The sequence below is a fragment of the Massilia sp. PAMC28688 genome (genome assembly GCF_019443445.1).
GTDB lineage: Bacteria > Pseudomonadota > Gammaproteobacteria > Burkholderiales > Burkholderiaceae_D > Telluria_A.
Window position 1 is genome coordinate 1945578 of record NZ_CP080378.1, and the last position, 24098, is coordinate 1969675.

At 62.6% G+C, this 24098-nt stretch carries 19 protein-coding genes; 7 read left to right on the forward strand and 12 right to left on the reverse strand.

Translation table 11 applies throughout. The annotated features are described in order from the left end of the window. Positions 1 to 177: 177 nt before the first annotated feature. The 5 genes from KY495_RS08765 to KY495_RS08785 form a co-directional block, all read right to left on the reverse strand. Positions 178 to 672 (reverse strand): Rrf2 family transcriptional regulator, encoded by a 495-nt coding sequence (locus KY495_RS08765; RefSeq protein WP_219883269.1) that lies wholly within the window; start codon positions 670 to 672, stop codon positions 178 to 180. Positions 673 to 908: 236 nt separating this feature from the next. After that, positions 909 to 2078: a sensor domain-containing diguanylate cyclase gene (locus KY495_RS08770; protein ID WP_219883270.1), complete on the reverse strand. Its 1170-nt coding sequence runs from the start codon at positions 2076 to 2078 to the stop codon at positions 909 to 911. A 54-nt stretch (positions 2079 to 2132) separates the two neighbouring features. Continuing rightward, positions 2133 to 2459 (reverse strand): hypothetical protein, encoded by a 327-nt coding sequence (locus KY495_RS08775; RefSeq protein ID WP_219883271.1) that lies wholly within the window; start codon positions 2457 to 2459, stop codon positions 2133 to 2135. A gap of 21 nt (positions 2460 to 2480) precedes the next feature. Then, a complete protein-coding gene (locus KY495_RS08780; RefSeq protein WP_219883272.1) occupies positions 2481 to 4118 on the reverse strand; it encodes a PAS domain-containing methyl-accepting chemotaxis protein in 1638 nt (545 codons plus the stop codon). A gap of 23 nt (positions 4119 to 4141) precedes the next feature. After that, the gene (locus KY495_RS08785; RefSeq protein WP_219883273.1) at positions 4142 to 6208 is read right to left on the reverse strand and encodes a methyl-accepting chemotaxis protein; all 2067 of its coding nucleotides are present in this window, start codon (positions 6206 to 6208) and stop codon (positions 4142 to 4144) included. Between the two features lie 149 nt (positions 6209 to 6357). On the opposite strand from KY495_RS08785, the gene KY495_RS08790 reads away from it, so the two are divergent. The 7 genes from KY495_RS08790 to KY495_RS08820 all read left to right on the forward strand — a co-directional run bounded on the left by KY495_RS08790 (position 6358) and on the right by KY495_RS08820 (position 16083). After that, on the forward strand, positions 6358 to 7107 hold the full coding sequence (locus KY495_RS08790) for a GAF domain-containing protein (protein WP_219883274.1): 750 nt from the start codon (positions 6358 to 6360) through the stop codon (positions 7105 to 7107). A 203-nt stretch (positions 7108 to 7310) separates the two neighbouring features. Then, complete coding sequence (locus tag KY495_RS08795) at positions 7311 to 8483, forward strand: hypothetical protein (protein WP_219883275.1); 1173 nt, start codon at positions 7311 to 7313, stop codon at positions 8481 to 8483. 100 nt (positions 8484 to 8583) lie between these two features. After that, positions 8584 to 9366, forward strand: a complete 783-nt coding sequence (locus tag KY495_RS08800; RefSeq protein ID WP_219883276.1) for a CPBP family intramembrane glutamic endopeptidase — start codon at positions 8584 to 8586, stop codon at positions 9364 to 9366. 21 nt (positions 9367 to 9387) lie between these two features. Further along, positions 9388 to 10728, forward strand: a complete 1341-nt coding sequence (locus KY495_RS08805) for a hypothetical protein (protein WP_229518548.1) — start codon at positions 9388 to 9390, stop codon at positions 10726 to 10728. Between the two features lie 216 nt (positions 10729 to 10944). After that, on the forward strand, positions 10945 to 13320 hold the full coding sequence (locus KY495_RS08810) for a TonB-dependent receptor (protein ID WP_219883277.1): 2376 nt from the start codon (positions 10945 to 10947) through the stop codon (positions 13318 to 13320). Positions 13321 to 13456: 136 nt separating this feature from the next. Continuing rightward, the gene (locus tag KY495_RS08815; RefSeq protein WP_219883278.1) at positions 13457 to 15253 is read left to right on the forward strand and encodes a VWA domain-containing protein; all 1797 of its coding nucleotides are present in this window, start codon (positions 13457 to 13459) and stop codon (positions 15251 to 15253) included. A gap of 137 nt (positions 15254 to 15390) precedes the next feature. After that, a complete protein-coding gene (locus KY495_RS08820; protein ID WP_219883279.1) occupies positions 15391 to 16083 on the forward strand; it encodes a hypothetical protein in 693 nt (230 codons plus the stop codon). A 626-nt stretch (positions 16084 to 16709) separates the two neighbouring features. Here the strand turns inward: KY495_RS08820 and KY495_RS08825 are convergent. The 7 genes from KY495_RS08825 to KY495_RS08855 all read right to left on the reverse strand — a co-directional run bounded on the left by KY495_RS08825 (position 16710) and on the right by KY495_RS08855 (position 24007). Beyond that, entirely contained in the window at positions 16710 to 17177 is a 468-nt protein-coding gene (locus KY495_RS08825) for a helix-turn-helix domain-containing protein (protein ID WP_219883280.1), read from the reverse strand. A gap of 400 nt (positions 17178 to 17577) precedes the next feature. Further along, a complete protein-coding gene (locus KY495_RS08830) occupies positions 17578 to 18165 on the reverse strand; it encodes a YdcF family protein (protein ID WP_219883281.1) in 588 nt (195 codons plus the stop codon). Between the two features lie 241 nt (positions 18166 to 18406). Next, positions 18407 to 18832, reverse strand: coding sequence for a DMP19 family protein (locus tag KY495_RS08835; RefSeq protein ID WP_219883282.1), 426 nt, complete (start codon positions 18830 to 18832; stop codon positions 18407 to 18409). A 211-nt stretch (positions 18833 to 19043) separates the two neighbouring features. Continuing rightward, the gene (locus KY495_RS08840) at positions 19044 to 19514 is read right to left on the reverse strand and encodes a GFA family protein (protein WP_219883283.1); all 471 of its coding nucleotides are present in this window, start codon (positions 19512 to 19514) and stop codon (positions 19044 to 19046) included. A 20-nt stretch (positions 19515 to 19534) separates the two neighbouring features. Then, on the reverse strand, positions 19535 to 20017 hold the full coding sequence (locus KY495_RS08845) for a hypothetical protein (protein WP_219883284.1): 483 nt from the start codon (positions 20015 to 20017) through the stop codon (positions 19535 to 19537). Between the two features lie 84 nt (positions 20018 to 20101). Then, positions 20102 to 22711, reverse strand: a complete 2610-nt coding sequence (gene pepN / locus KY495_RS08850; RefSeq protein WP_219883285.1) for an aminopeptidase N — start codon at positions 22709 to 22711, stop codon at positions 20102 to 20104. A 51-nt stretch (positions 22712 to 22762) separates the two neighbouring features. Further along, complete coding sequence (locus KY495_RS08855) at positions 22763 to 24007, reverse strand: hypothetical protein (RefSeq protein ID WP_219883286.1); 1245 nt, start codon at positions 24005 to 24007, stop codon at positions 22763 to 22765. Positions 24008 to 24098: the final 91 nt, after the last annotated feature.

Below are 24098 nucleotides of genomic sequence, written 5' to 3' on the forward strand. Positions count from 1 at the left end.
AACACAGGCAGCGCGCGAGAATATGGGATGCAAACGATGCCAAACAAAGTAAGAGTATGCCGCAATGGATGCCGCATGGCGTGCCGCCGCCGGCCCGGCGCCAGGTTTACTTGATATGCATGTCGCTCATTGTTGGCGCGTGACCATGGTCCGTTACGATCCAGGCAATTTCCGGCCTCAGGCAGCCTTGCGCGGCGCCTTGAAATGCATGGCGATGTCCTGGACGCCCGGATCCTTGCCCGGGGCCGCCTTGCCGCGCTGCTTGCGCTCTTCCTTGATGACCACCTGTTCCAGCGTGATCGCGTCCAGCACCGCCAGGAAGGCGGCCGTGGCGCTGCCCAGCACGCCCTTCAGCCCGCAGTTAGCGGAATACATACAGCCGGCCGAGCTGTCGTCGAAGCACGACGCCATGTGGAAGTCGGTTTCGGTGTGGCGCACCACGTCGCCAATGTTGATGTCTTCCGGTTCCATGCCCAGGCGCAGGCCGCCGTTGCGTCCGCGCGTGGTGGCAATGTAGCCCAGCGTGCCGAGCTGGTGCACCACCTTGGTCAGGTGGTTCTTGGCAATGCCATGGGCGTCGGCGATGTCCTGGATCGTCACGTGCTGCTCGCGATGCATGGCCAGGAAGATCAGGGTCCGCAGGGAATAGTCGGTGTAGGCAGTCAGTCGCATGACCTGGTTCCGGTTGAAGACGCGCTAAAACAGTCATTTTACCGCCACGGGCGGCGCCGCGCCCGCTCAAGCCATTGAATGGGTGGCCAGCAGGCACTGGGCGCAGGCGCTCTGCAGCGGAAAGAACGGCTCGCGCCCTGGGCGTCTGCCCCGCACTGATCACGGCACGGAGCGCGCTGGCTGCGAGGCAGAGGAAGCCGAAGGCGCAGGCCTGCTGCTGTCCTGACGCGCTGGCCTCAGGCGCGCGTCAGGGCCGGGGTTGTGTGCGCGAAGACCACCCGGTTGCGGCCTTCGGCCTTGGCCCGGTACAGCGCCAGGTCGGCGGCGCGCACCAGCGCGTGCAGGTCGGCCCCGTCGTGCGGATGGATGGCCACCCCCATCGACAGGGTAGCGCGGATATGCTCGCCGTTGGACGGGACCGCCATCGCAGCAAATGCCGTGCGCCATTCCTCGGCCCGCTCAGCGGCGCCCGTGGCGGCCATATTGGGCAGCAGCAGCAGGAATTCCTCGCCACCGAAGCGGCAGGCAACATCGGACGCGCGCACGCTGTCAATCAGCAGGCCGGCCAGTGCCTTGAGCACTTCATCGCCGCCCTGGTGGCCATAGCGGTCGTTGACGGCCTTGAAGTGGTCGATATCGATCATGATCAGGGCCATCGACGAGCCGTCACGGGCGCAGCGGGCCAGTTCGTGCGGCACGATGGTTTCCAGATAGCGCCGGTTGAACAGGCCGGTCAGGGGATCGCGGACGGCTTGCTCGTTGAGCTGGGCCTGCAGGCGCGTGACTTCGGCCAGTTGCTGTTCCAGCCTGGCATTGGTGTCGTTCAAGGCTTGCTCGCCCAGGCGCAGCTTGCGGCGCACGGCCCGCAGCTGCTGGTTGTGCCAGAACACGGCCAGGGAAATGATAAGCAAATAGGCCGCGGTGCCGGCGATGACGAGCAATGTGCTGGGCCAGCCTGCTTCGGGCTGGAAGGCGAAGCCGAACACGGCCACGCCGCCCGCGGCCCCGGCCAGCAGGCCTGCCGTGGCCCGCCACAGGCCCGGCACGCCGCGGCAAATGGCGCTGTTCATCGACGCGCCGAGCCACAGGGAAAAGGTGAGCCACAAGGGAAAATGCAGGGCCGCCACCACCACGCCCAGCAGGATGGAATCGGCCACCAGGTTGTGGAACTCGGCCTTCTGGCCATCGGCCGACATCCTGGCCTGGACAAAGGCCAGGTGCGGATAGATCAAAAATACCAGTACCAGGCCGGCCCATGCGCCCGGGCCCGCTCTTCCCCACCATTCCATGGCAATGGCGATAAACGACAGGGCCAGCGAAAAGACGCGCAACTTATAGTTGGTAGCGACGATCCAGTGCTGCTTGCCGTTTTGCTTTTGCCCTGTGGGTGAAGTCGCGCTGTTCATAGTGAAGCAAGTCTAGCATGGGTGGGGCGTGGAAAAATGTCCGCGCCGGCAGTGCTAATCCTCGTTCACCCAGCGCTGCAGCGCAAAGTGCTCGCGGCACCAGCAGGCAATCAGGTGGAATTGTTCTTCGCTCCACAGGGGACTGCGCCGGTAGCGCAAGATATTGGTGAGCAGGGTCCAGTCATCGTCGCCGAGGGTTTCGACTTGTTGCAGGTTGACACCGCTGTCGCCACCCCAGTACACGGCGCACAGCACTTCGGCCAGCAGGCGGGCAGCGGGATCGGGCCGCACCAGCCGTGCGTGCAGCTGTGCCGGCGTCAGCTGGCCGACGGTCTTGCCGGCCGCCGCAGGTACTGCTGCACGCTGATGGGGCGTTGCCATGGCCGTGTTGTCCTGGTCAGCTTAGGCCCGGGGGCCGTTCAATGCAGGCGTCCGGCCAGGCTGGGCCGCCGCCGGAGGCGCTGCCGCCATGCCGCGCCCGCCACGCGAATGGCTGACCAGCTTGAAACTGTTGATCAATTCGGTCAACTTGATGGCTTGGCCGTTCATGCTGCTTGCAGCATTGGCGGCATCTTCCACAATGGCCGTGTTTTGCTGGGTGGCGCTGTCCATGCGGGTGATGGCGCCGTTGACCTGCTCGATGCCGATCTTCTGTTCGCGGCTTGCGTGGGTGATTTCCTGCATGAAGCCAGCTACCTGTTGCACTGCGGACACGATATCGCGCATGGTCGACCCGGCCGACTCCACCAGGGCGCCGCCGCTTTCAACCTGCTCCACCGAGTTGCCAATCAGGGTCTTGATTTCCTTGGCGGCGGCAGCGCTGCGGTGCGCCAGGCTGCGTACTTCCGTCGCCACCACGGCAAAGCCGCGCCCCTGGTCACCTGCACGCGCCGCTTCCACGGCCGCGTTCAGCGCCAGGATATTGGTCTGGAAAGCGATGCTGTCGATGACACCGATGATGTCGACGACCTTGCCGGAACTGGTTCGGATCGATTGCATGGTATCGACCACCTGCTTGACGGCGTTGCCGCCCTCGATTGCGGTCTGAGCGGCCTGGCTGGCCAGGCGGTTGGCTTCTTCCGCGTGCTCGGCATTCTGGCCCACGGTTCCGGTCAGTTCCTCCATGGAAGAGGAGGTCTGCTGGAGCGCACTGGTCTGTTCGTCCGAGCGCAGCAGCAAATCGCTGGTGCCCTCGGCAATTCCCCCCGCACCCCGGGTGACCACCTCGGCCGCTTCCTTGATCTGGCCCACCAGCAGTTTCACATTGGTTTGCAGGACGCGGATACCTTGCAGCATGGCCACCATTTCCACGCTGCCAGTGGCGCGGATGCGGCCCGACAGATCGCCCGCGCTCATCTGGTCGAGGTCTTGCTTTACCTGCCGCAACGGCTTGACGACCGAGTGCATCAGCAGCGCGCCGTAGGCGAGGCACGCCGCCGTGCCGCCGGCGGCCAGCAGCAAGGCCGGCACGGTGGCGCCTTGCAGGGCGGCGAACACGGCCAGGCCGAAGGCGGCCAGCATGAGCAAGGTGGCAATGGCGACCTGCACCGACAGCCTGGTCTCGACCGCCCATGCGCCGAGCCCTGCCCGGGCTGGAACCACGGCACCTTCGCGGATCCGGATGGCGCGCTCGCCGTCATTGATTTTCTTGTAGGCCTGCTCCGCGGCGGCGACCTGCTGCCGGCTCGGCTTGACGCGCACCGACGTGAAGCCAACCATCTTTCCACCTTCGATGATGGGCGCGGCATTGGCTTCGACCCAGTAATGGTCGCCATTCTTGCAGCGGTTCTTGACCAGGCCGGTCCATGCCTTGCCCGCCTTGATCGTTTCCCAGAAGTCGGCAAAGGCGGCGGCCGGCATGTCGGGGTGGCGCACGATATTCTGGGGCGACCCCAGCAGCTCTGCTTCGGAAAAGCCGCTGATCTTGACGAAGTCGGCATTCACGTAAGTGATATTGCCCTTGAGGTCGGTCTTGGACACGACCGTCTCCGTATCGCCGAGCACATATTCCTTGTGGGTGACAGGTGAGTTATTACGCATGATCTGAAAATGAAGTTGAGTGACTAGTGAATCCGGACGAGATCGCTTGTTGCCCGCGGTCTCCTCGGCGCTTGCCTGGTGCCGGCCCCGGTGGCCGGCACGGATGGCCGTGGCGCCAGGGCTGCTGCTGCCCGCTCCACGACGAAAAATTCCACCACTTGCGCCAGGTGGCCGGCTTCGCCCTGCATGGTCTGGGCCGCTGCGGCTGCTTCTTCGACGAGCGCCGCATTTTGCTGGGTAACCTGGTCAAGCTGGGCGATGGCGCGGTTGATCTGGTCGATGCCGCTGGCCTGCTCCTGGGTGGCGGTGGACATCTCGTCAATAGTGTCGTTGGCCTTGACGATGGCGCCCACCACCTCGCGCATGGTGGCCCCGGCGCTGGCGGCGAGCCGGGCGCCGGCCGCGACCTGCTCGAGCGAATCGTTGATCAGCTGCTTGATTTCACGGGCGGCAGCGCCCGAGCGCTGGGCCAGCGTGCGCACTTCGGTCGCCACGACCGCGAAGCCGCGGCCGTGCTCTCCGGCCCGCGCCGCCTCGACCGCCGCATTGAGTGCCAGGATATTGGTCTGGAAGGCGATGGCGTCCACCACGCTGGTGATATCGGCGATCTTGTTGGACGAGGCCGTGATGGCATCCATCTTGGCCACCACCTGTTCCACCGCCTCGCCGCCGGCACGGGCGGTGTCGGACGCGGTCCGCGACAGGGCCTGGGCGTGGCGGGCATTGTCGGCATTGTTGCGCACGCTGGCCGTCATTTCTTCCATGGATGAAGCGGTTTGCTCAAGTGCCGCGGCCTGCTGTTCGGTACGGGCCGACAGTTCCATATTGCCGGCGGCCACTTCGGCCGAGATGGACGTGATGGCGTCGGTGCCGCCCCGCACCTCGGTGACCACGTTGGCGAGGCGCTCAGTCATCATGCGCAGTGAGACCAGCAGGCGGCCGCTTTCATCGACCGATGTGGCTTCCACCCGCGCCGTCAGATTGCCCGTGGCGACGGTTTCCACTGCTTGCAGGGCCTGGCCAAACGGCCGCACCACCAGTTTGCGGATAATAAAATGCAGCATGACGGTGACGATCAGGACCATCAGCAGGCCCATGATGGCCGCATGGTTGCGCTGGCGCACGGCCCCGGCGGTGATCTCGTCCAGATAGGCATCGCCCACCACCAGCATCTGCCAGTCCTTGATGGTGCTGAAGGCGGCAACGCGCCGGCGGACTGTGGCGCCTGGCGCTGCTGCCTCGGCATAGTGGAGCACGCCGTTAGCCTGGCTCAGCATGGTTTGTACGTAGGGCGCGCCGGCGGCGTCTTGCGCGGCGAGCAGGTTGCTGCCTTCGAGCTGGCGGTGGATGACGGCCTTGCCCAGGTCCTTGCCCGGACGGGCGCTGAGCACATAGAAGCTGCCCGTCTGTCCCAGCTGCAGCGACTTGATGCCGGTGCCCAGCAAGCGTACCGAATCGGTGAAATCAATGCCCACGTACAGCACGCCGATGACCTCCTTGCCGACAACGATGGCCTCATAGTGGGTCATGTACTGGCCCCCGAACAGGCTGGCCGAACCGGCATAGCTTTGGCCGTTCATGAGCAGGCGATAGGCTGGGTGTGCATGGTCCAGCGTGGTGCCGACGGCGCGGGCGCCATCTTCTTTCTTGTGCGAGGTGGTCACGCGCACGAAGTCGTCCCCCTGGCGCACGAAGATGGTGGCATAGGCGCCGGTCAGGGCGGTAAACGTGTCCGGGATGGCGAAGTCGAGATTGACAACCTTGCCATCGAGCGCGAGGGTGGAGACCGGGGTGCCGGCCACGTCCATCTTGCTCGCGTGGTCGACCGTGAACTGGCCGCCCAGGCGGTCAGCGAAAATCCTGGCATAGGATGCGACCTGGCCACGCAGACTGCGGTCGAGCACCTCTACCGTCGCGGTGAGCAAACGCCCTTTTTCCCGGACGTTGGCGACGGCATCGGTCTGCGCCTGTTGCTGTTGTGAGATGGTCGTGACGGCCACAAAGCCGGCGAACAGGCCACCGACGGCAAGCAGCATCCACAGGGCGACCTTGCGGCCGATTTTGGCTTGGTAAAAGTGAAACAGGTTCATGGTTGTCCTCAGTAAGCGCTTATGTTGCCGCATGGAAACCATGAAGTCAATCAATTTCGTCATATTTAGCAGATTTGTGCGTTTGTCTAAAATTTCGCAAATTTGTCATTTAAGGGGCCAGGGCGCGGTATTGCTGTAAAATTCAGGATATGACCTCTGATTCGCTACCGCCGCTTGCCGCCATCGACGACCCTGTGCTCACGACACGCCAGGCCGCGCACTATCTTGGCGTGAGCGTCAGTACCGCGCAGTTGTGGATGGAGAGTGGGGCGATCGCCTCATGGAAGACGCCTGGCGGGCACCGCCGCTGCCGTCTGAGCGAAATCGAGCGGGTACAGCGCAAAGGGGTGGCCGCACCGTCCGGGCGCGCGACCGCCACGCCGCTGGCACCCGAATTCATTCTTCCCGATGCAGTGACTTATCCGGTCCTGCCCGATGAAGCACAGCGTTTGCAGGCCCTGTCGGCCAGCTGTCTGATCGGCAGCGCGACCGACCCGGCACTGGACCGCATTACCTGGCTGGCCTCGCAGATTACGCAGTGCCCCATGGCCCTGGTGTCGCTGCTTAGCGCTGAGCGGCAATGGTTCAAGTCGCGGGTAGGCGTGGCGCTGGCTGAAACGCCGCGCGATGCCGCTTTTTGCAGCCATGCGATCCTGAGCGAGCAGGGCATGGTGGTGGAGGATGCCCTGCTCGAACCGCGCTTTGCCGCCAATCCCCTGGTGCTGGGCCAACCCTACATCCGCTTCTATGCCGGTGTTCCCGTGACTGACGCTGATGGCAACCGCCTCGGCACCCTGTGCGTGCTCGACTCCCGGCCGCGGACCCTCTCGCCCGACCAGCTGCGTGGTTTGAAAGAATTGGCGCAGATGGTCACGGTCGAGCTGGCACGCAAGAAATAGCGTAGCCAGCGCGCAAGCTTGCGCTTGCCCAATCTCGCTTCATTGCTTTCAGTATCGTTCTTTGTGCTTTCCCCTTGCGTTTGATCGTCCATGGCGGCACCAATCCCCCTGTATTTGTTCCAGGTCGTGGGGCGCCATTCTGGCGAGCTGATCCTATACGCGGGGCGCCTTCCCGGCGCCATGCTTATTTGATAGGAAACGCTATGAAAACCTTCAAACAACTTTGTATCCTTCCCCTGCTGGCCGGCCTGGCTGGCTGCGTCGGCATCATCACCACGCCCACGGTTCCCGTTCCCGAGGTAGACCATGCGCAATTCGTGGCGCTGGTACAGCAGGCGCCTTGCGCCGCCGGCGACAACCGGCTGTTCGTGATTGACCAGCGCTATGTCTACTGGGACCGCGGAGCGTCCTGCCCGGACCAGGTGCAGCGCCTCTACGGACGCAGCACTGGCGCGCTGCTCTGCGTCCACGGCAACTCTCCCAACGGCGCCTATACCAACTGCAGTGTGCCCTCGGTACGCGGGCTGTTCCAGGTCATCCTCAACAACCGGGACCGCGCCGACCTGGGGCTGGGCGTGAGCCACTCGGTGGTGGAAATCAAGATGCCTGTGCAGGAATCGGCCAATCTGGTGTTCAGGACGGTGGTCCAGGAGTCGTTTTCCGGCATCCGCGAGCCGCTCAATGTCATCGTCCGCGATGCCGAAGCGTGGGCCAGGCTGTGGGCGCGGCATACGGCAGGCCGCACCCCGGCGCCGGCGCTTCCCAAGGTCGACTTCAGCCGCTCCATGCTGGTGGCCGTGTTTGCCGGAGACTTGCGCGGCTGTCATGAGTTCGGCATCCGCCGGATTAACCTGGTCGATCAGCGCATCGTGGTCGAGTACGAGGACCGCGACATTACTCCCAGCACCATTTGCATTGCCGCCATCACCAATCCGATGCAGGTCGTTGCCGTGCCGCGCGTCGAGGCGCGGGCCGTGTTCCGCCAGGTGGCGCCGCAGCGGCTGGAATTTACCACCATCGACCGCACGCCCTACTCGCGTATCGAGGAACCGATGAGCGTGGTGATCCGGGATGCGCAAAGCTGGGCCGCACTGTGGGCGCGCCATACCGGCAGCAGCGCACCGGCACCGGTCATTGACTTCACCCGCAACGAAGTGGTGGGCGTGTTTCGCGGCGTGCTGCCCAATGGCTGCTATGCCACCGAGATCAAGGATGTGTACCGCATCGCAGGCGACATCAACGTGGAGCGGGTTGATACCGAACCAGGTGAGGGCTCGGTCTGCACCCTGGCGATCGTGACACCGGCGCATATCATTTCTGTGCCGCGGGCCGGCGGCAGCGTGACGTTTTCGGCCCAGCGCCGCGTGTTGCCGTGAGCTGAGCGGGCGCCCTGATGGGGCCTAGCGGCCGGCCGCGCGCAAAACCGCCGACCGGCCGCCGCTATAATGGGCCATCCCAAGCCCGTAAAAGGAACGCATGTCTCTGATCGAACCGCGCTTATGCGCGGCGCCTGCCACGGCGCCTTTGTTTCGGCCCGGCCTGGCGCTCCCTGCGGGCGCCTTGCTGGGCGTGGCGATCGGGCTGGGACTGGTGCTGACCTTGGTGCGGGCCTTTGCCATGCTCGGCCCGCCCGCGTACCGGGGCCTGTTCCTGATCCATTGCATTCCCATGGCCCTGCTGCCATGGCTGCTGCTGAACAAGGATGGCAGGCAGCAGGTGGGCCTGAAGCGTTCCCGCCGGCCGCGCGAGTATCCGCTGGCCATTGCACTGGGCCTGCTCGCTTCCGCTGCTGCTTTCCTGCTCGGAATGGCACTGTTTGGTCCCACGCCGGACCACTGGTTCGTCAGTGTGGCCAATTCCTTCAGGGTGCAGCCGACGGCGGGCATGCCGCTGGTCGCCGTTTTCCTGATGTTTACCATCCCCGCGCTGATCTTCAGTCCCATTGGGGAGGAAATCTTCTTCCGCGGCTATCTGCAGCGCATGCTGGAAACCCGATTCAGCCAGCGCAGCAGCACCATGATCGAGGCAGCCTGGTTTGCCGGCGCCCATCTGGTTCATCACGGCATTGTACTGACAGCTGCCGGGCTGGGCTTTCGCGCGTTTTCCGGTACCCTGTGGTTTGTCCTCATGTTTGCCCTGTCCTGGATGCTGGCCTGGCTGCGCACGCGCCACGACAGCATCTACCCGGCCATCCTGGCCCACGCGGCTTTCAACCTGGGGATGAACAGCTTCATCTTTGCCTTCCTATGGCAGCGGTGAAGCACACGATTGAGGACAAGCGTGAGCGATATCATTGATCCACCATGCGCGGCACCAGCGGCGCCCGACGTCACGGCCGAACAGCGCATGAACAGCCAATGCTTTTGCGTCAGCCTTGACCAGGACGAGCTGCGCCTGGCCCTGGCCAGCGAACTGCACTCGCCATCCTTGCTGGCGCTGCTGGAAGAGCGCTGTCCCTCGCTGTTCTCGTCCATGCCCGTATTTATTTCGGCGGCGCACCGCGCGCGCATGGAAAGCATCGTCAGCGCCATCGAGAGCGTGGTTGCCATGCCGGCCTACCGCGAGCTGGTACTGGGCCAGTCCGCGCCCATTGCCCGCCATCGCCAGGGCGGCGCCCGCAGTGCATTTTTCGGCTACGACTTCCACCTCAATGGCGACCAGATCGGCCTCATTGAAATCAATACCAATGCCGGCGGCGCCCTGCTCAATGCCCTTGTGGCGCGGGCCCACCGCGCCTGCTCCGTCAACGCGCAGCAGCTCGCCAGCGGTGCCGGTGCCGGTCCTGCCTTCGAGCAGCGCATCGTCGACATGTTCCGGCACGAGTGGGCGCTGGCCGGCCACACGCGCCCCTTGCGTACCATTGCCATCGTCGACCTTGCACCGGCAGAGCAGTACATGTATCCCGAATTCATCCTGTTCCAGCGCCTGTTCGAGCGCCATGGCATCGGCGCCGTGGTGGCCGATCCCGCCGCGCTGCACCTGCGTGACGGCGTGCTGTGGCATGGCGAACTGGCCATTGACCTGGTCTACAACCGGCTCACCGACTTTACGCTGGCCGAACCGGCCCACGCCCACCTGCGCCAGGCCTACCTGGAAGACCTGGCCGTCATCACGCCACACCCGCAGGCGCACGCGCTGTACGCCGACAAGCGCAACCTGGTCTTGCTGAGCGATCCGGACGTACTGGCGCGGCTCGGTGTGCCCGCAGACATCAGGGCGGTGCTGGCCGATTCGGTACTGCGCACCACCCTGGTGACGGCCGATGACGCCGAGCGCCTGTGGAAAGAGCGCAAGAGCCTGTTCTTCAAACCGGCGGCCGGCTTTGGCGGGCGCGCCGCCTACCGGGGAGACAAGGTCACCACGCGCGTGTGGAGCGATATCATCGCCGGCGGCTACGTGGCGCAGGAACTCATGCAGCCGGGCGCGCGCGTGGCCGGCAGCCGCGACAAGCCGCAAACGCTCAAGTTCGACCTGCGTGTATATGCCTACGATGGCCAGTCGCAGTGGCTGGCCGCGCGCCTGTACCAGGGGCAGACCACCAATTTCCGCACTCCGGGCGGCGGCTTCGCCCCGGTCTACAGCCTGCCGGCCGACGCCCAGGCATGCGCTGGCAGCTGCTGAAGCATTGCGCCGGTTCGCCGGATCCAGGCATGAAGACGCGCGTAATGGTGGCCGTTCATCGTTTTTCCGCAACAATCGTTCTTGCCGGCCATAAGTTCCTTGCTTGCAAAAAAAGCAAACTGGTAAAATAGTCACCCCGTCGCAGACCCGCGTGCTTGACCACGCCCGGCCCCGCGCGCCCAGCTATTTCCTCCACCGACACATGAAAGATCCGGCATGAAACTTCGCCCTACAGTAGCGCTTGGCTATTCCCTTGCTGCAGCAACAGCGGTTCTCTCCACGGCAGCGTGGGCACAGGACACGCGCGCCGCAGATGCCAGCAAGGCCGGCGCGGCGGCAATGTCGGAGCAGATCGAAGTGGTGCGCGTGACGGCGCAAAAGCGCCAGGAAGACCCCAACAAGGTCGCCATGAGCATTTCGGCCATCAGCGGCGAGTCGCTCCAGGCCCAGCACGTCAATGACTTTACCGACCTCACGCGCGCGATTCCCAATATCTCGTTTACGGCCGCCAGCGGCAACGGTGGCGCCGGTCCCGGCACCTCCAATATCGAAGTGCGCGGCATCAGCTCGGCGGCTGGCGCCGCCACTGTCGGCATTTACCTGGGCGAAGTGTCGCTCACGGTGGGCAATGTGTACACGATGGGCACGGTGGAGCCCAAGTTCTTTGACATTGACCGCGTGGAAGTGCTGCGCGGCCCGCAGGCCACGCTGTACGGCGCCAGCTCGATGGGCGGCACCATCAAGTTCGTCCCCAACGAGCCGGACCTGAAAGAGCAGGAAATCAGCACCTATGTCGAAGGCGCAAAGATCAAGGGCGGCAGCGAAAGCTATTCGTCCAACGTGGTGGGCAACATTCCCCTGATTCCCAATGAACTGGCGCTGCGCATTGGCGTGCAGGCCCAGCGCACGGGCGGCTTCATCGACCAGGTTGATACTGGCGGCAAGGTAATTGCCACCAATATCAACGAAGTGGACGACCAGGAGCTGCGCATGGCGCTCAAGTGGAAGCCGAGCGCGGCGCTGACGGTGCTGCCATCGCTGTACTACCAGCGCGTGGACGCGCGCGACATTTCGGCCTTCAACCTGGAGCTGCCGGCCTACCAGGCGCAAAAGCAGGTGCGCGAGCCGTCCATCGACACCCTGCTGACGCCGAACGTGACGGTCAACTGGGACCTGGGCAAAGCCGACCTGCTCTCCAGCACCAGCTTTTTCCGCCGCAAGTTTGACCGTACCCAGAATGGTTCGGCCTACAACAGCTATTCGCTGTCAACCTTCCTGACCTCGACCGAGGATGGCGGCACCGCCCCGCCGGAACTGATTGACGCCATTGCCGGCCTGCCCTCGGCCGTCTACCTGAACAACAAGGTGCGCCAACTCTCGCAGGAATTCCGCCTGACCTCCAAGCCCTACGACGCCAGCGTGTCGCCTTGGACCTGGATCGGCGGCATGTATTTCTCGAACCAGCACACCAACATCAACGAAAACGATCCGATCTTCGGCGTCAACGCCACCTTCGCCCGCTTTGGCTTTTCCAGCGAAGACCCGAACATCCTGCCGGATGCGCGGCCGGGCGCTTTTCCGAACGACAATTCGTTCTCTGGCGCCTTTCATTACAATGAAAAGCAGGCATCGGTCTTCGGCGAGGCCAACTATCACTTCACGCCGACCCTGCATGCCACCGTCGGCGCGCGCTACCTGAGGGGCAAGTCCACGCTGGACCAGGCCAACGGCCTGTACCTGGCCGGCGCCGGCAACACCAGCAGTGTCAGCCTGTCGTCGAAAGCGTTCACCCCGAAGTATGCGATCACCTGGGAAGCAGCGCCCGCCCACACCGTCTATGCCACCGTGGCCAAGGGCTTCCGCCTGGGCGGCTCGAATGTGTTTGTGCCGCCCACCACGTGCGGGCCTGACCTGGAAGCCAATGGCATTGACGCCGGCCCCGAAACCTACAGCCCGGACAGCCTGTGGAGCTACGAGCTGGGCAGCAAGTCGCGTTTCCTCAACAACCGCTTGAGCGTGAACGCCAGCGCCTTCTATGTGAAGTGGAAAAACATCCAGCAGGGCGTGTACTTGCCGACCTGTGCCTACACCTACAACGCCAATGCGGGTGACGCGGTGAGCAAGGGCTTTGAATTCGAGATCAAGGGCAAACCCGTGGCTGGCCTGACACTGTCGGCAACGGGCGGCTATGTCCAGGCCGAGCTGTCCAACGACAAGGGCCTGGAAAACGGCATCGTCGGCGCGGTCAGCGGCGCCCAGATCCAGGGCGTACCCAAGTACAACGCGGCCGTCAATGCGATCTACAACTTCGCCGTGTTTGGCGACAAGAGTGCCTTCGTGATGGGTGGCGTGCAGTGGGTAGGCCCAAGCAAGGGTTCGCTCAATCCCGAGCAGACCGACTACGAGCGGCCTTCGTACCACACGGCGGACCTGAGCGCTGGTATCGCGTTTGACCATTACAAGTTGAGCCTGTTCGTGAAGAATGCCCTGGATAACGATACCGTGATCCAGCGCCCGCAAATCGCATCCATCGTGCAGGGATACCGCGTGGCCCCGCGCAGCATTGGCCTGAGTCTGGCGGCGAAGTTCTAGGCTGGAACGCTGGGAAGACGGCGCACCCGCCTTCCCTAAAAAAAATCGTGCGGATTTAACCCCTTCTCCGTCGCCTCTCCGTTTCAGTAAGTGCATAGCAGCATTGCTACCCACCCGCACTTACCAGGAGAATGTCATGCATCGTCACCCGGAGCCTGTTGGCTCATCCCCAGTCACCATGTTCATGCGCAATTCGCTGGCGCTGGCCGCCGGCATGGCCTTGCTGGCCGGCTGTTCGCATCAATCGCCAGGCGAGGTGGCGCAGGCGCCTACTACCGTGGCGCCCCAGGCCACGCAAGACACGCAAGACATGCAAGTCACGCCTGTCGCTCCTCCGGTGGCGGAAGCGCTCGCGCCACCGCCAGCGCCTGTGCCGCAAGCCACCGCTGCCAGGCATCAACGGAACAAGGGTAGGGCCGTCACGGTGGCCGGTAATGCTTACGCGCGGGCGCATGGGGGCTATATGGCCCATTCGTACGCGCTGGTGCCGGCCCAGGCCAACAAGTTTCCCGAGGGCGATGTGAACGGCTTGAAGCTGGTGGCCGAGCAGCCCATGTCCACCTTCAGCGTCGATGTCGACACCGCCTCTTACGCCTACGTTCGGCGCCTGCTCAGCGCCGGTACCATGCCGCCGTCCAGTGCCGTGCGGGTGGAGGAAATGGTCAATTACTTCCCGTACAAATACGTCACTCCCACCAACCGCGCGCAGCCGTTTGAGGTGACCACGGCCGTCATGCCCAATCCGTGGAAGAGCGACACGCAGCTGGTCCACATTGGCGTGCGCGGATTCGATATTGAAGCGGCTACCCGGCCTCGTGCCAATGTCGTGCTGCTGATCGATGTGTCCGGCTCCATGAGCGGCGACGACCGCCTGACCCTGCTCAAGAAAAGCTTCGCCATGTTTGCCGCCAGGCTGCGCGCGGACGACCACGTGTCGATTGTGGCGTACGCCGGCGGCGCACAGGTGCTGCTGGAACCGACACCTGGCTCGCAGAAAGACAAGATCGTCGGCGTCATCAATGCGCTGCATGCGGGCGGCTCCACGGCCGGGGCCGAAGGGCTGCAGCGCGCCTATGCGCTGGCCCAGCGCAACTTCGACAAGGCGGCCGTCAACCGTGTGATCCTGGCGACTGATGGCGACTTCAACGTTGGCATCAGCGACCCGAAGGAGCTGGAGAAATACGTGGCGGCCAAGCGGAAATCGGGCGTCTATCTGTCGATTCTGGGCGTGGGCGACGGCAACCTGAACGACGCCATGATGCAGCGCCTGGCGCAGAGTGGCAACGGCAACGCAGCCTACATCGACACCCTGATGGAAGCACGCAAGGCACTCAGCGAAGAGCTGGGCTCGACCATGTTCCCGATCGCCAATGATGTGAAGGTGCAGGTGGAATTCAATCCCGCGCAGGTGGCGGCTTACCGCCTGATCGGCTACGAAACCCGGATGCTGGAAAAGCAGGACTTCAATGACGACAAGGTCGACGCGGGCGACATGGGCGCCGGTCATACCGTCACGGCGCTGTACGAAATCACGCCGGCCAGCAGCGCGGCCAGGCTGGTTGATCCGCTGCGCTACCAGGCGCCTGCGAATCGGTCGCGGGTCGGCACCTCGGGCGAACTGTGCCTGGTGAAAGTGCGCTACAAGCTTCCCGGCCAGCCGGACAGCAAGCTGATCCAGCACGTGGTCCAGTCCGGCTCAGCCTACACATCGCTGGCAGCGGTGCCTGATGATCAGCGCTTCGCCGTTGCCGTGGCCGCGTTTGGCCAGCGGTTGCGGTCGGAAAAGGAAGTGGGCAACTTCAGCTACGGAGCGATTGCGGAACTGGCCAATGGCGCCAGGGGAAGCGATGCGGAAGGCTACCGCGCCGAATTCGTCAAGCTGGTGCGCATGGCCGATTCCATGAGCAAGGTGAGCCAGTTGGGCCAGCCTTAGGAAAGAGCCGCCCCCGCAAGCTAAGAGGAAAATCCCGGCGGCCGATTGGCGCCGGGATTTGCGGGACGGGCTGACTGCTGATGGGCGTTCAGCACCTATCGCGGTCGTGCTGCTTGACGAATGTATCACGGACTAATATGCATAAAATTCTTCGTGCCGGCATGGGCAAAGCGTTCGAAACAGCAATTGGCCGACGCTGGCCAGGATTCGCACTGAACAAATCGTTCAAGATGCGGGGGAAAATGCCCGGAGAGCTGTTCCTGACCTGGAAACCGTGTGACGACCTGGAACTGGTATTCAGTATTCATCCCAATCCCAAGTCTTACTGGAGCAGCTTCGCGATTGACTTTACTTGGTCGCGCAGCGGTAACTTTGACTTCGTGCCAAGCCGCGGGACCTTGCGCGTTTCACCGCCTGAATATGATATTCGCAAGGCTCTCCGACGGGGCATGATCCTTGAAAAGGCGGATTTGGGAATGGATGTGCTTTGGCGGGCAGACTGGGGTGTCAAAGAAAACCGGAGCAAGCAAACGTTTAAGAATTTTGACGACAAGTACAACTATCCTTATTTCCCGTTGAGATCGCCGCTATTCACGTTTGATCCCAACACCCAGGGCCCGGAGGACTACCAGCGTCTCGAGGCGGCCGAAAACGCGATGACGCTTGCAGATGCGGTCGCCATGGCAACTCCCGTTGTCGAAGAAATTTGCGACCACATCGCCATGCATATCTGGCCATTTGTGGAGGAGGAATTGATCCCCTACGCTTGCAGCGAGCCCTTCGTACCCGATGCAAGCGAGCGCGGTGTCGATAAAACCGAAAACCGTTAATCTTAACCCCTTCGATTTTTTCTCAATGCAGCAGGCAGCGCTTCATCCGCCGCGCAAGACCAGGATTAACGGCCCAAATTCGCGATCGTGCTGATGATCGCACCCGCGCAGACATGCTGGGCAATGTCCTTTCACCCGGTTTCCACTGTCGACAGTGCGCAATCTCTGTTGCAAAGCTACTCCTTGGGCAGCAGTCGTTTTGGCGTCCTACTCAAGCAAGTTCCACTCTTGTCGGACTTGTTGGTTAGCACTAGCCAGCTCGTTTAGATCGGCGCCCACACTGGTACAGTCGGTTTGCCTGGCCGCTGCGTTCAAGGCAGGAGCAGACAAACGCAAACAAACTTCTTCCCCGTCCACATGCTCCACGACCGTAGTTAACGTCCGCTCCGGCAGGTCTCGGCCGTTGGCTTTAGCAATATCAGATTGCTTAACCGCAAAAAGCCGGAGCGCCACAGACTGACAGCTTCCGCAGCAAAGGCGACCGTGGATTTAAGATCGGAGTGAGGCTTTGATATTGGTGAATAGCTAACGACTTTGCCATCGTGCCGCACGTTCTTGCCCTGCGCATTGGGTGGCGCCATGGAAAAGTCTACGAGATCCCGATATTAGAATGCGGGCACGCCTGATCAAGGAACCGCGGTTTCGGACACGTCGTACCAAATGCCAAGCTTGTCGCCCTGCCATGTCAGCAGGTGAAATAGGTAGGCGCACGACAGCATCATCAGGCCCCCGGCCAGCGCGGCCTCGCTCATGAAACCGAACAGGCAAAATAGGAAGCCGCTCACGTGCGAGGCGATTTCGATTCTGCGAAAGGCCCTTCGGGTCGGCTGCATAGCGAGGACGTTCAAGGAGAAGCAGCACCTTAGCCAAAGCGGCAGATTTCTCCAGTTATGAGAATGTTTGTCGATCATGAATTTCTCCTGTTCCAAGGTTGACACCTCCACTTCGAGCACGGCAGCGAGACATTTCATAGACTCGACACTGGCCTTGTGGCCGCTTTCGATTCGCTGGATAGTCCGAACATTCAAGCCGGACATCTGAGCTAATTGCTCTTGGGAAAAATTACGACTAAGACGCAACTGCTTGAGTATCATTTATGCGCTCCGATGCTAATGGACTTTGAGTATTCGGGAAGAACAGTTCTGTCGGTGACGAAATTTGCCCGACTTCTACCCGACAGGAGCTTTTTCCGGCCGGGGAGCGGGGCGTTCTGAGGAAAGAATCAAGACAGGGTGATTCGACACGTGCCGTCCTGAAGGAAATTCACCCGCTCTTTGCGTCGCGTCTCCCCTCGACGACCAGCCACCTTGCCGAACCTGGCCGGTTTTGTAGGCATAGCAAGTTGCCGCACTGGAACGATGACAAGCCGGCACGACATGCAGCTTCCGCCCCCAAGCGGTCGCTTAACACCAAGCATGCGACTGTCTGACGCGCCCCTCCCCTGAATGAGGAACAGATAATTATTGGCGTAGTTGCTCATCCAGGCTGCAACCACTAGTGCCCCGTCACAAGATAGTGATGATAGAAGTAGAGCTCACGAAGAAGAAACGGCGCTTGCGTCGAAAAGCTTCGATACCGCGTGGTGGGAGTTGCGGACGTGACTGCCTCTATACCAAGATCGTCAGCCATTCTCTTGGCTCTTCGGAGATGCAGCGGGTCACTGACGACAATGGCACTGCGGAAGCCGTTCAGGCGCATGATGCCGAGCGCCTCCCCAAGATTTTGATGCGTCGTGCGTGACCGGGTTTCCGTGTAAATGTCCGACAAGGGCACGCCGGCCCGCGCGGCGTATTTGGAGGCAACGGTACTTTCGGCATACTGGGTTCCCGGACCCGCTCCTCCAGTAAAGATGAGTTTGCGGACAAGGCCGCGCCGATAAAGGTCGAGCGCATGACGGATGCGTTCTTCAAATACCGGTGAAGGCGTTGACCCGTAGACGGCAGCGCCAAGAACGATTGCACAATCCGATCGGGCTGGCAGATCGCGGTCTTTGAATGAAGCGATTGCATACACGCACCAGCATATCCAAAGACTAGCCAGCGCAAGCAATAAAAGTTTCGGTTTAATGAGGCGGCTTTGCATGCAATTAACGTGAGTGGGTGTCCATCTCGAGGCTACAAAGGATAACCCATGAAGCGTAGACCGGCATTCTCGACCTGGACGAATCAATGGTTCGATCCGATCACGGCTGACAGCAAACGGGGGCGCGCATACCTACAAACCAGGGTCCGTGTGGCCTTCAGCAAGCCTAAATCGGCCCCCCAGCGGATACAGAGTTTTAAGCCGAAAATATCACTGACTTTACGACAGGCTACTCTCGCATTTAGCTGCCATTCGTTCGCAAACGTCTCAAATAGACCGCTAGCAGAGCCGTAAGGTCTTCCGGTGCCTCGTAGAATTCCTTCTCTAGCACGTAGAATCTAGTGCACTCGCTGATCTCGTCGAGCTTCTCTTGTCGCATGGTCCTATCCACCGGCGGCATAGCCTTGGGGAACTCGGAATTTGCTTCCTCCAACAGACGGGCTGTACGCTCGGCACCTATCGCCCTTAGCGCCGGCACCGTCTGGATAGCTAATTCACCGGCAGAATTAAAATAGTATTGGCCGAATCCGCCGTTGTTAACTTCTGCTTCCAGCAACCAGACACCTACTCCGACCAATTCGTCGGGAAGCAGGGCAGCAGCGCCGTGCTCGTAGTATTTGTTGATCCAAGGGTCAATAATCGTCAAAACGTATTCGAAATCATCCATTATCAGTATTTTGCTTCAAGCAATCCGGTTGGACCGATGGCGATCTTATAGGTGAGTTACGGCTCCAGGCCCATGCCGCGCCCTGGAGGAAGGCAGGAACGCAAGAGGTATTCGTATCGTTTCCCCATGTGAAGAATGTCTGATCCCGCGCGTCGCAGTAGCGCAAGCAGACAGAACGAAGTCAGCGAATTCCTGGAACGTGGTTTTGAAATCAGGAGCATCCGTTGAGGTTGCTGTCCCGCGCGCTTTGCCGACTGCCGGGCACAAAGCGAAGATAGCCGGCGACTTCGGCTGCGCATCCATCCTGGCGGTCATTGGGATGGAGGCGCCCTTCTTCCACCGGAATCTCGATGAAATCAAAAGGACTGACGCCTTCCAGGCAGGCCGCGTTGATGCCATATTGATCGGGATGGGAGCGACGCTGATGATGGGTATAGATGCCGCACTTTGAACAGAAGTAGTGCCTGGCTTGCATGGTGTTGAACTGATAGAGCGTGAGCCATTCTGCGCCGGCGGTGATGTGCAAGTTTTCAAGCGCCGCCGTCACGGCTACCGCACCGCGCATGCGGCACAGGGAGCAGTTGCAGCGGCGCGCGGTGTTGAGCCCGTCCGTGAGACGGACCACGAACTGTACCGCACCGCAGTGACACCGGCCGTGTAGTGGATTCTTGCTTATATCCATGGTCGTCCTTTCCAATGCGGTCACGGCTCGCCCACGCTGCCGTTGAGTTCCACGAATGCTGCTCCGTCAAAGCGTGCGCCCAGCGTGTGCTCGATGTCCCAGGCTGTTTCATAGCCGAGTTCAGTCACCGTAACATCATCAATCGGCGCGATCGTGACAAAGACAATCTTTACATGCTGCCAGACCTCTGGCGGAGAGGAGATAAGCGGAAAGTCGCCTTCGCTTTCATCGATGTCGCCGCGCCGGAACGCATCCAGGCAGGGCGCGTAATGGTCGAATAGCGCTCGTTCGATATGAGGCAGCCACGACGGCAGATGGCCCGGCACGGCGCATGCCGCGTCTACCGCAACAGGGTCCGGCGCCTGACGGCTGCCAGGCAGGGCCAGCGTCACGGGCCGGGGCGCCCCCGCCAGTTGCATTGTGCCTCGCCACATCCCGTGCGAACGGTGGAGTGTTCCCAGCACTGGATGATGAAACGGGTTCGTCTTAAATAATCCAAACATGTCGTTTTGCTTTCCATGAATGCCGATGGTTGAACAGCTTGGATGCGACCTGATCGATCGCCTTCATCACGCGCGGTGCGCGAATCAGTGGCCTGCGGGCATGGCTTGGCGCAATGCCACGCAGCGCGCATCCTCCTGCTGCGCCAGGCGCAGGGCCTTGCGCGTATTCTCGGACAGCGCTTGCGCCCCAGCGATCGCCTTGCCCAGCCGCGCCACGCTCGCTTCGCTGCACGTGGCCGGCAGCATGCTGCCCAGGTAGTGGCGCAGGTACAGCGGATTGCCGCTTTTTTCCAGCGCCGGCAATTGCTCCAGGCGCAGGGCCGCCGTCTGCTCGTTGAGCGCGCCCTGGGCCGCGGGATACAGGTGCGTCATTGCCGTGCGCACGCGCGCAAACGAGAGCGTGGTGTCGGTGTCGCTGATCAGCTTTACCCACGAGGCCTTGATCCGCGCATCGGGCCGCCCGACCCGCGCCGCCAGCGCCGCCGCTTCGCCACTGTCGCTCTTGTCGCGCGCCAGTTCGGCATCGATGAGCTTGGCGCTGCCGGGTGCATCGAGCATGTTCAGGCGCCGCACGATCTTCCAGCGTAGTCCCTGGTTCAGTTCCAGCCCCGGGACTTGGTCGCGCCCCGCCAGAAAGGCTTCCAGCCGCGCTTGCCCTTCCTTGCTGGCGGCAACGTTCAGGTACAGGTCGAGCCAGTGGCTTTGCAGGTGGCGTTCGCCCGCGCGCGCGACGACCGACTGCCACGCGAACCGTTCCAGTGTCTGCAAATCGCTGTCTTTGTTCATGCGCGCCAGGTAGTCGCCGGCGCGGCCGGCCTTGCGCAGCACATCGGCAAGCACCGATTCATCCTGCTCCTGTGGCATATTGGTTTGGACCGCATCGACAAACTTATTGAGCGGCAGCGCGGCGTCGCGCGTGCTGTCCCACAGGCTGTCCCACAACATGGTGCGCAGGAAGGGATCGTCGATGCGCTGCATCTGGCTGCCGACGGTGGCAAACGAGCGCTCGTCGAGCTTGACCCTGGCAAAGCCCCAGTCTTCATAGTTCGGGTAGACTAGGTCCGGGCAGGCCGCGCCCTTCAGCGCCGGCACCGCGGTCGCCGCCCCACGGTAGGTCACCGGCACGCTGCGTGCCACCACCAGGCGCTCGCCCTCGCGCTGCAGCAGGGCCACCTGCACGCGCTGCTCGCGCAGCACGTCGTTCATGCTGCCTGGCGCCTGACGCAGCTGGAATTGCGTGACCTTGCCCTTGGCGCAGCTATAGTCGGCGCTGATGGTGTTGACGCCCGGCTGGCGCAGCCATTGCCGGGCCCAGGGCTTCAGGTCGCGTCCGGCGGCAGCGCTCAGGGTGGCAATGAAGTCATCGAGCGTGGCGTTCTTCCACGCATATTTGGCCACGTAATTATTGACGCCCTTGCGGAATACATCGTCGCCAAGCAGGCGGCGCAACTGCATCAGGGCGGACGCGCCCTTGTGGTAGGTAATGGCATCCAGATTGTCGTAAGCGTTGGCGCTGGAGGCCACCGGCACGTCCACCGGGTGTGCGCCCACCTGCTGGTCTTCGGCATATGCGCGCGTCTTGTTGAGCGCGTAAAAGCGCTGCCAGGCGTTTTTGAATTCCGTGGTTTCCGCCGTGGCCAGCGTCCCCATGAAAGAGGCGAAGCCTTCATTGAGCCAGACTCCGTTCCACCAGCGCATCGTGACCAGATCGCCGAACCACTGGTGCGCCAGCTCGTGCAAAATCACGCCGGCGAGGGCGTGGCGCTGCTCGCCGCTCATCTTGCCGTCGCTCAGGTAACTCTTTTCGGCAAAGGTGACGGCCGCCGTGTTTTCCATCGCGCCAAACAGGAAGTCCGGCACCAGCAGCTGGTCGTACTTTTCAAACGGGTAAGGTACGCCGTAGTACTTGTCAAAGTACGCAAGACCCTGGCGCGTGTAGCCGAACCAGATTTCGGGAGACACCTTGGCCGCCACAGACTGGCGCGCGAACAGGCGCATCGGATATTTGCCGCTCTTGTCTTCCCACATCTTGTACGGTCCCGCGTGCAGGGACACGGTGTACGTGCTGAGCTTGCGCGTTGTGGCGAATTGCCAGCGCATGCCCTTGTCCGTCGCCGTCACGGTGCGATGGGGCGCGGTGGAAATGACCTGCCAGTCGGCCGGGGCCGTAACGGCCAGCGTGAAGGTCGCCTTCAAGTCCGGCTGGTCGAACGAGGCAAACGCTTGCTGCGCCGCAGCCGGGCCGAACTGCGAGTAGGTATAGACGCGCCCGTCCGCAGGGTCGACCATGCGGTGCATGCCTTCGCCATTATTGCTGTGGGCCAGGTCGTAGTCCACCATCACCACGTTGCGGCCTTTTTTCAGCTGGGCCGGGGCAAGCGTGATGAAGTGGCCGTTGTAGCGCGGCACCACGCGCTTGCCGTTCACTTGCAGTGCCGTGATGTTGGCCTTGCTCAGGTCTACCGTGAGCGCCTGCCTGGCATCCTTCAGGTCAAAGCTGAGCGTGGTGCTGCCGCTGAAGCGTTCCTGCCCTGTCAGCACAAAGCTGAGCACGTAGTCGACATTGGCAATGCGGGCCGAGCGCGCCGCCGCGTCGGCCTGGGTCAGGTAGGGCGTCGCGGCCCGCTCGGCAGCGCCAGAGAGCGCAGGCACCAGCAGCGCCAGCGTCAGGACAACAGGGGTCAGCAATTTCATGAACAGCTTCCAGGCAGTGATGTGTGGCGATACTACCTCAAGACGCCGTGTTCAATAGCCGGTGGCAATGCGCCCGGAAGAAATTTCCTCGGCGTTGGCCAAGGAAAAAGCGTGGGCATACGCGGTATTGGAAAAGCAAAAGCCCACGTGGCGCTCGCCCGCTGCCGTGTGATCAAACGACTCCAGTGTGACGGGCTGGTAGCGGCTGGTCTGCGGTGCCGTCGCCCTGTCCAGCAGGTACAGCACAGCCCCCACGGCGACAGCGAAGACCGGCACCACGAGTACAGTGGTGGGCAGTCCCAGAATGCGGATGTGACTGGTGGCCAGGATCAGCGGCAGGCCCGTCAGTAGGAAGGTGCCCGCGGTCAGCAGGCCGGTCTTGACTATGCCCGGACGCACGCGGTCGGCGGTGGCGGTACACGGTCCGCAGAAAGGCAGTTCCACCCACAGGGCCGAATCGCCCTTGAGCCGGGTGGACAGCTCCACGTCGAGCACGGCCACGTCTTCGCGGGTGCCGCAGTTGCAGCACATTGCCAGCGGCATGGCGATATCGAGCGAACCCAGGGTGTCGTTGCCGACCAGTTGCAGGATGCTGTATTCGGGCGAGGCATCGGCCGTGGCGGGCGCGCCTTCCAGCAACTCGCGCTGCTCGTCGAGGAACCCGGCTATCGACAGCGCGCTGCCCTGCGCAATATGCTGCGCCACCCGCGTCGCCGGAGACACGGTCACTGTCCCGCCGCCGGCCGTGCGCCGGAAGGCGATGGCAGGGCCGTCCTCCGTGGCCACCCAGGTAGGCAAGGCGCGCGGAAACAGATCAATGAGCACCTTGCCCAGAAAGGCGCCGTAAAACCTGGCAATCTTCCGGGCTTGCTCGGCAGTGTAGCCGTGGCGGCCGGCGTCGATGTCGGCGGCAATACGGCTGACGCTGCGCGCGTCGTAGCGCGGCTCGCCGCCGTGCTCGTCCCTGAGCGTGGCCAGGATGTGGCGGGCGCAGGTTTCAAGCCGGGCCAGCTCGCGCGCCGGCAGCGGTGCGCCGGCCGGGGCGGCAGCGTCCCTGCTGCGAGCAGTACTGTGGGGCGCCACTTCCGCCAGCAAGCCGCAGCGCTCCAGCGCCGCCTTGTACTTGATGGCGGCCGGCAGTGCGAGGGATTTTTTGACGGTGATGCGCTTGCCGCTGGTGAGGGCGGACAATTCGTGCGCAGGCCGCTTGAACAGCGCCGCCAGCAAATCTGCCGAGTGCGCGCGGCTGAAGCCGTCCTTGAGGCCGACGGCCACGATACGATACGTCTGCTCCACTTCCGCCCCGCTAAGATGTGATCCCGGCCAGGCGGCCGTCAGGGTGGCGATTATAGCAATGAATAAGGGTGAAAGCGGCTCCCCGCCTCAC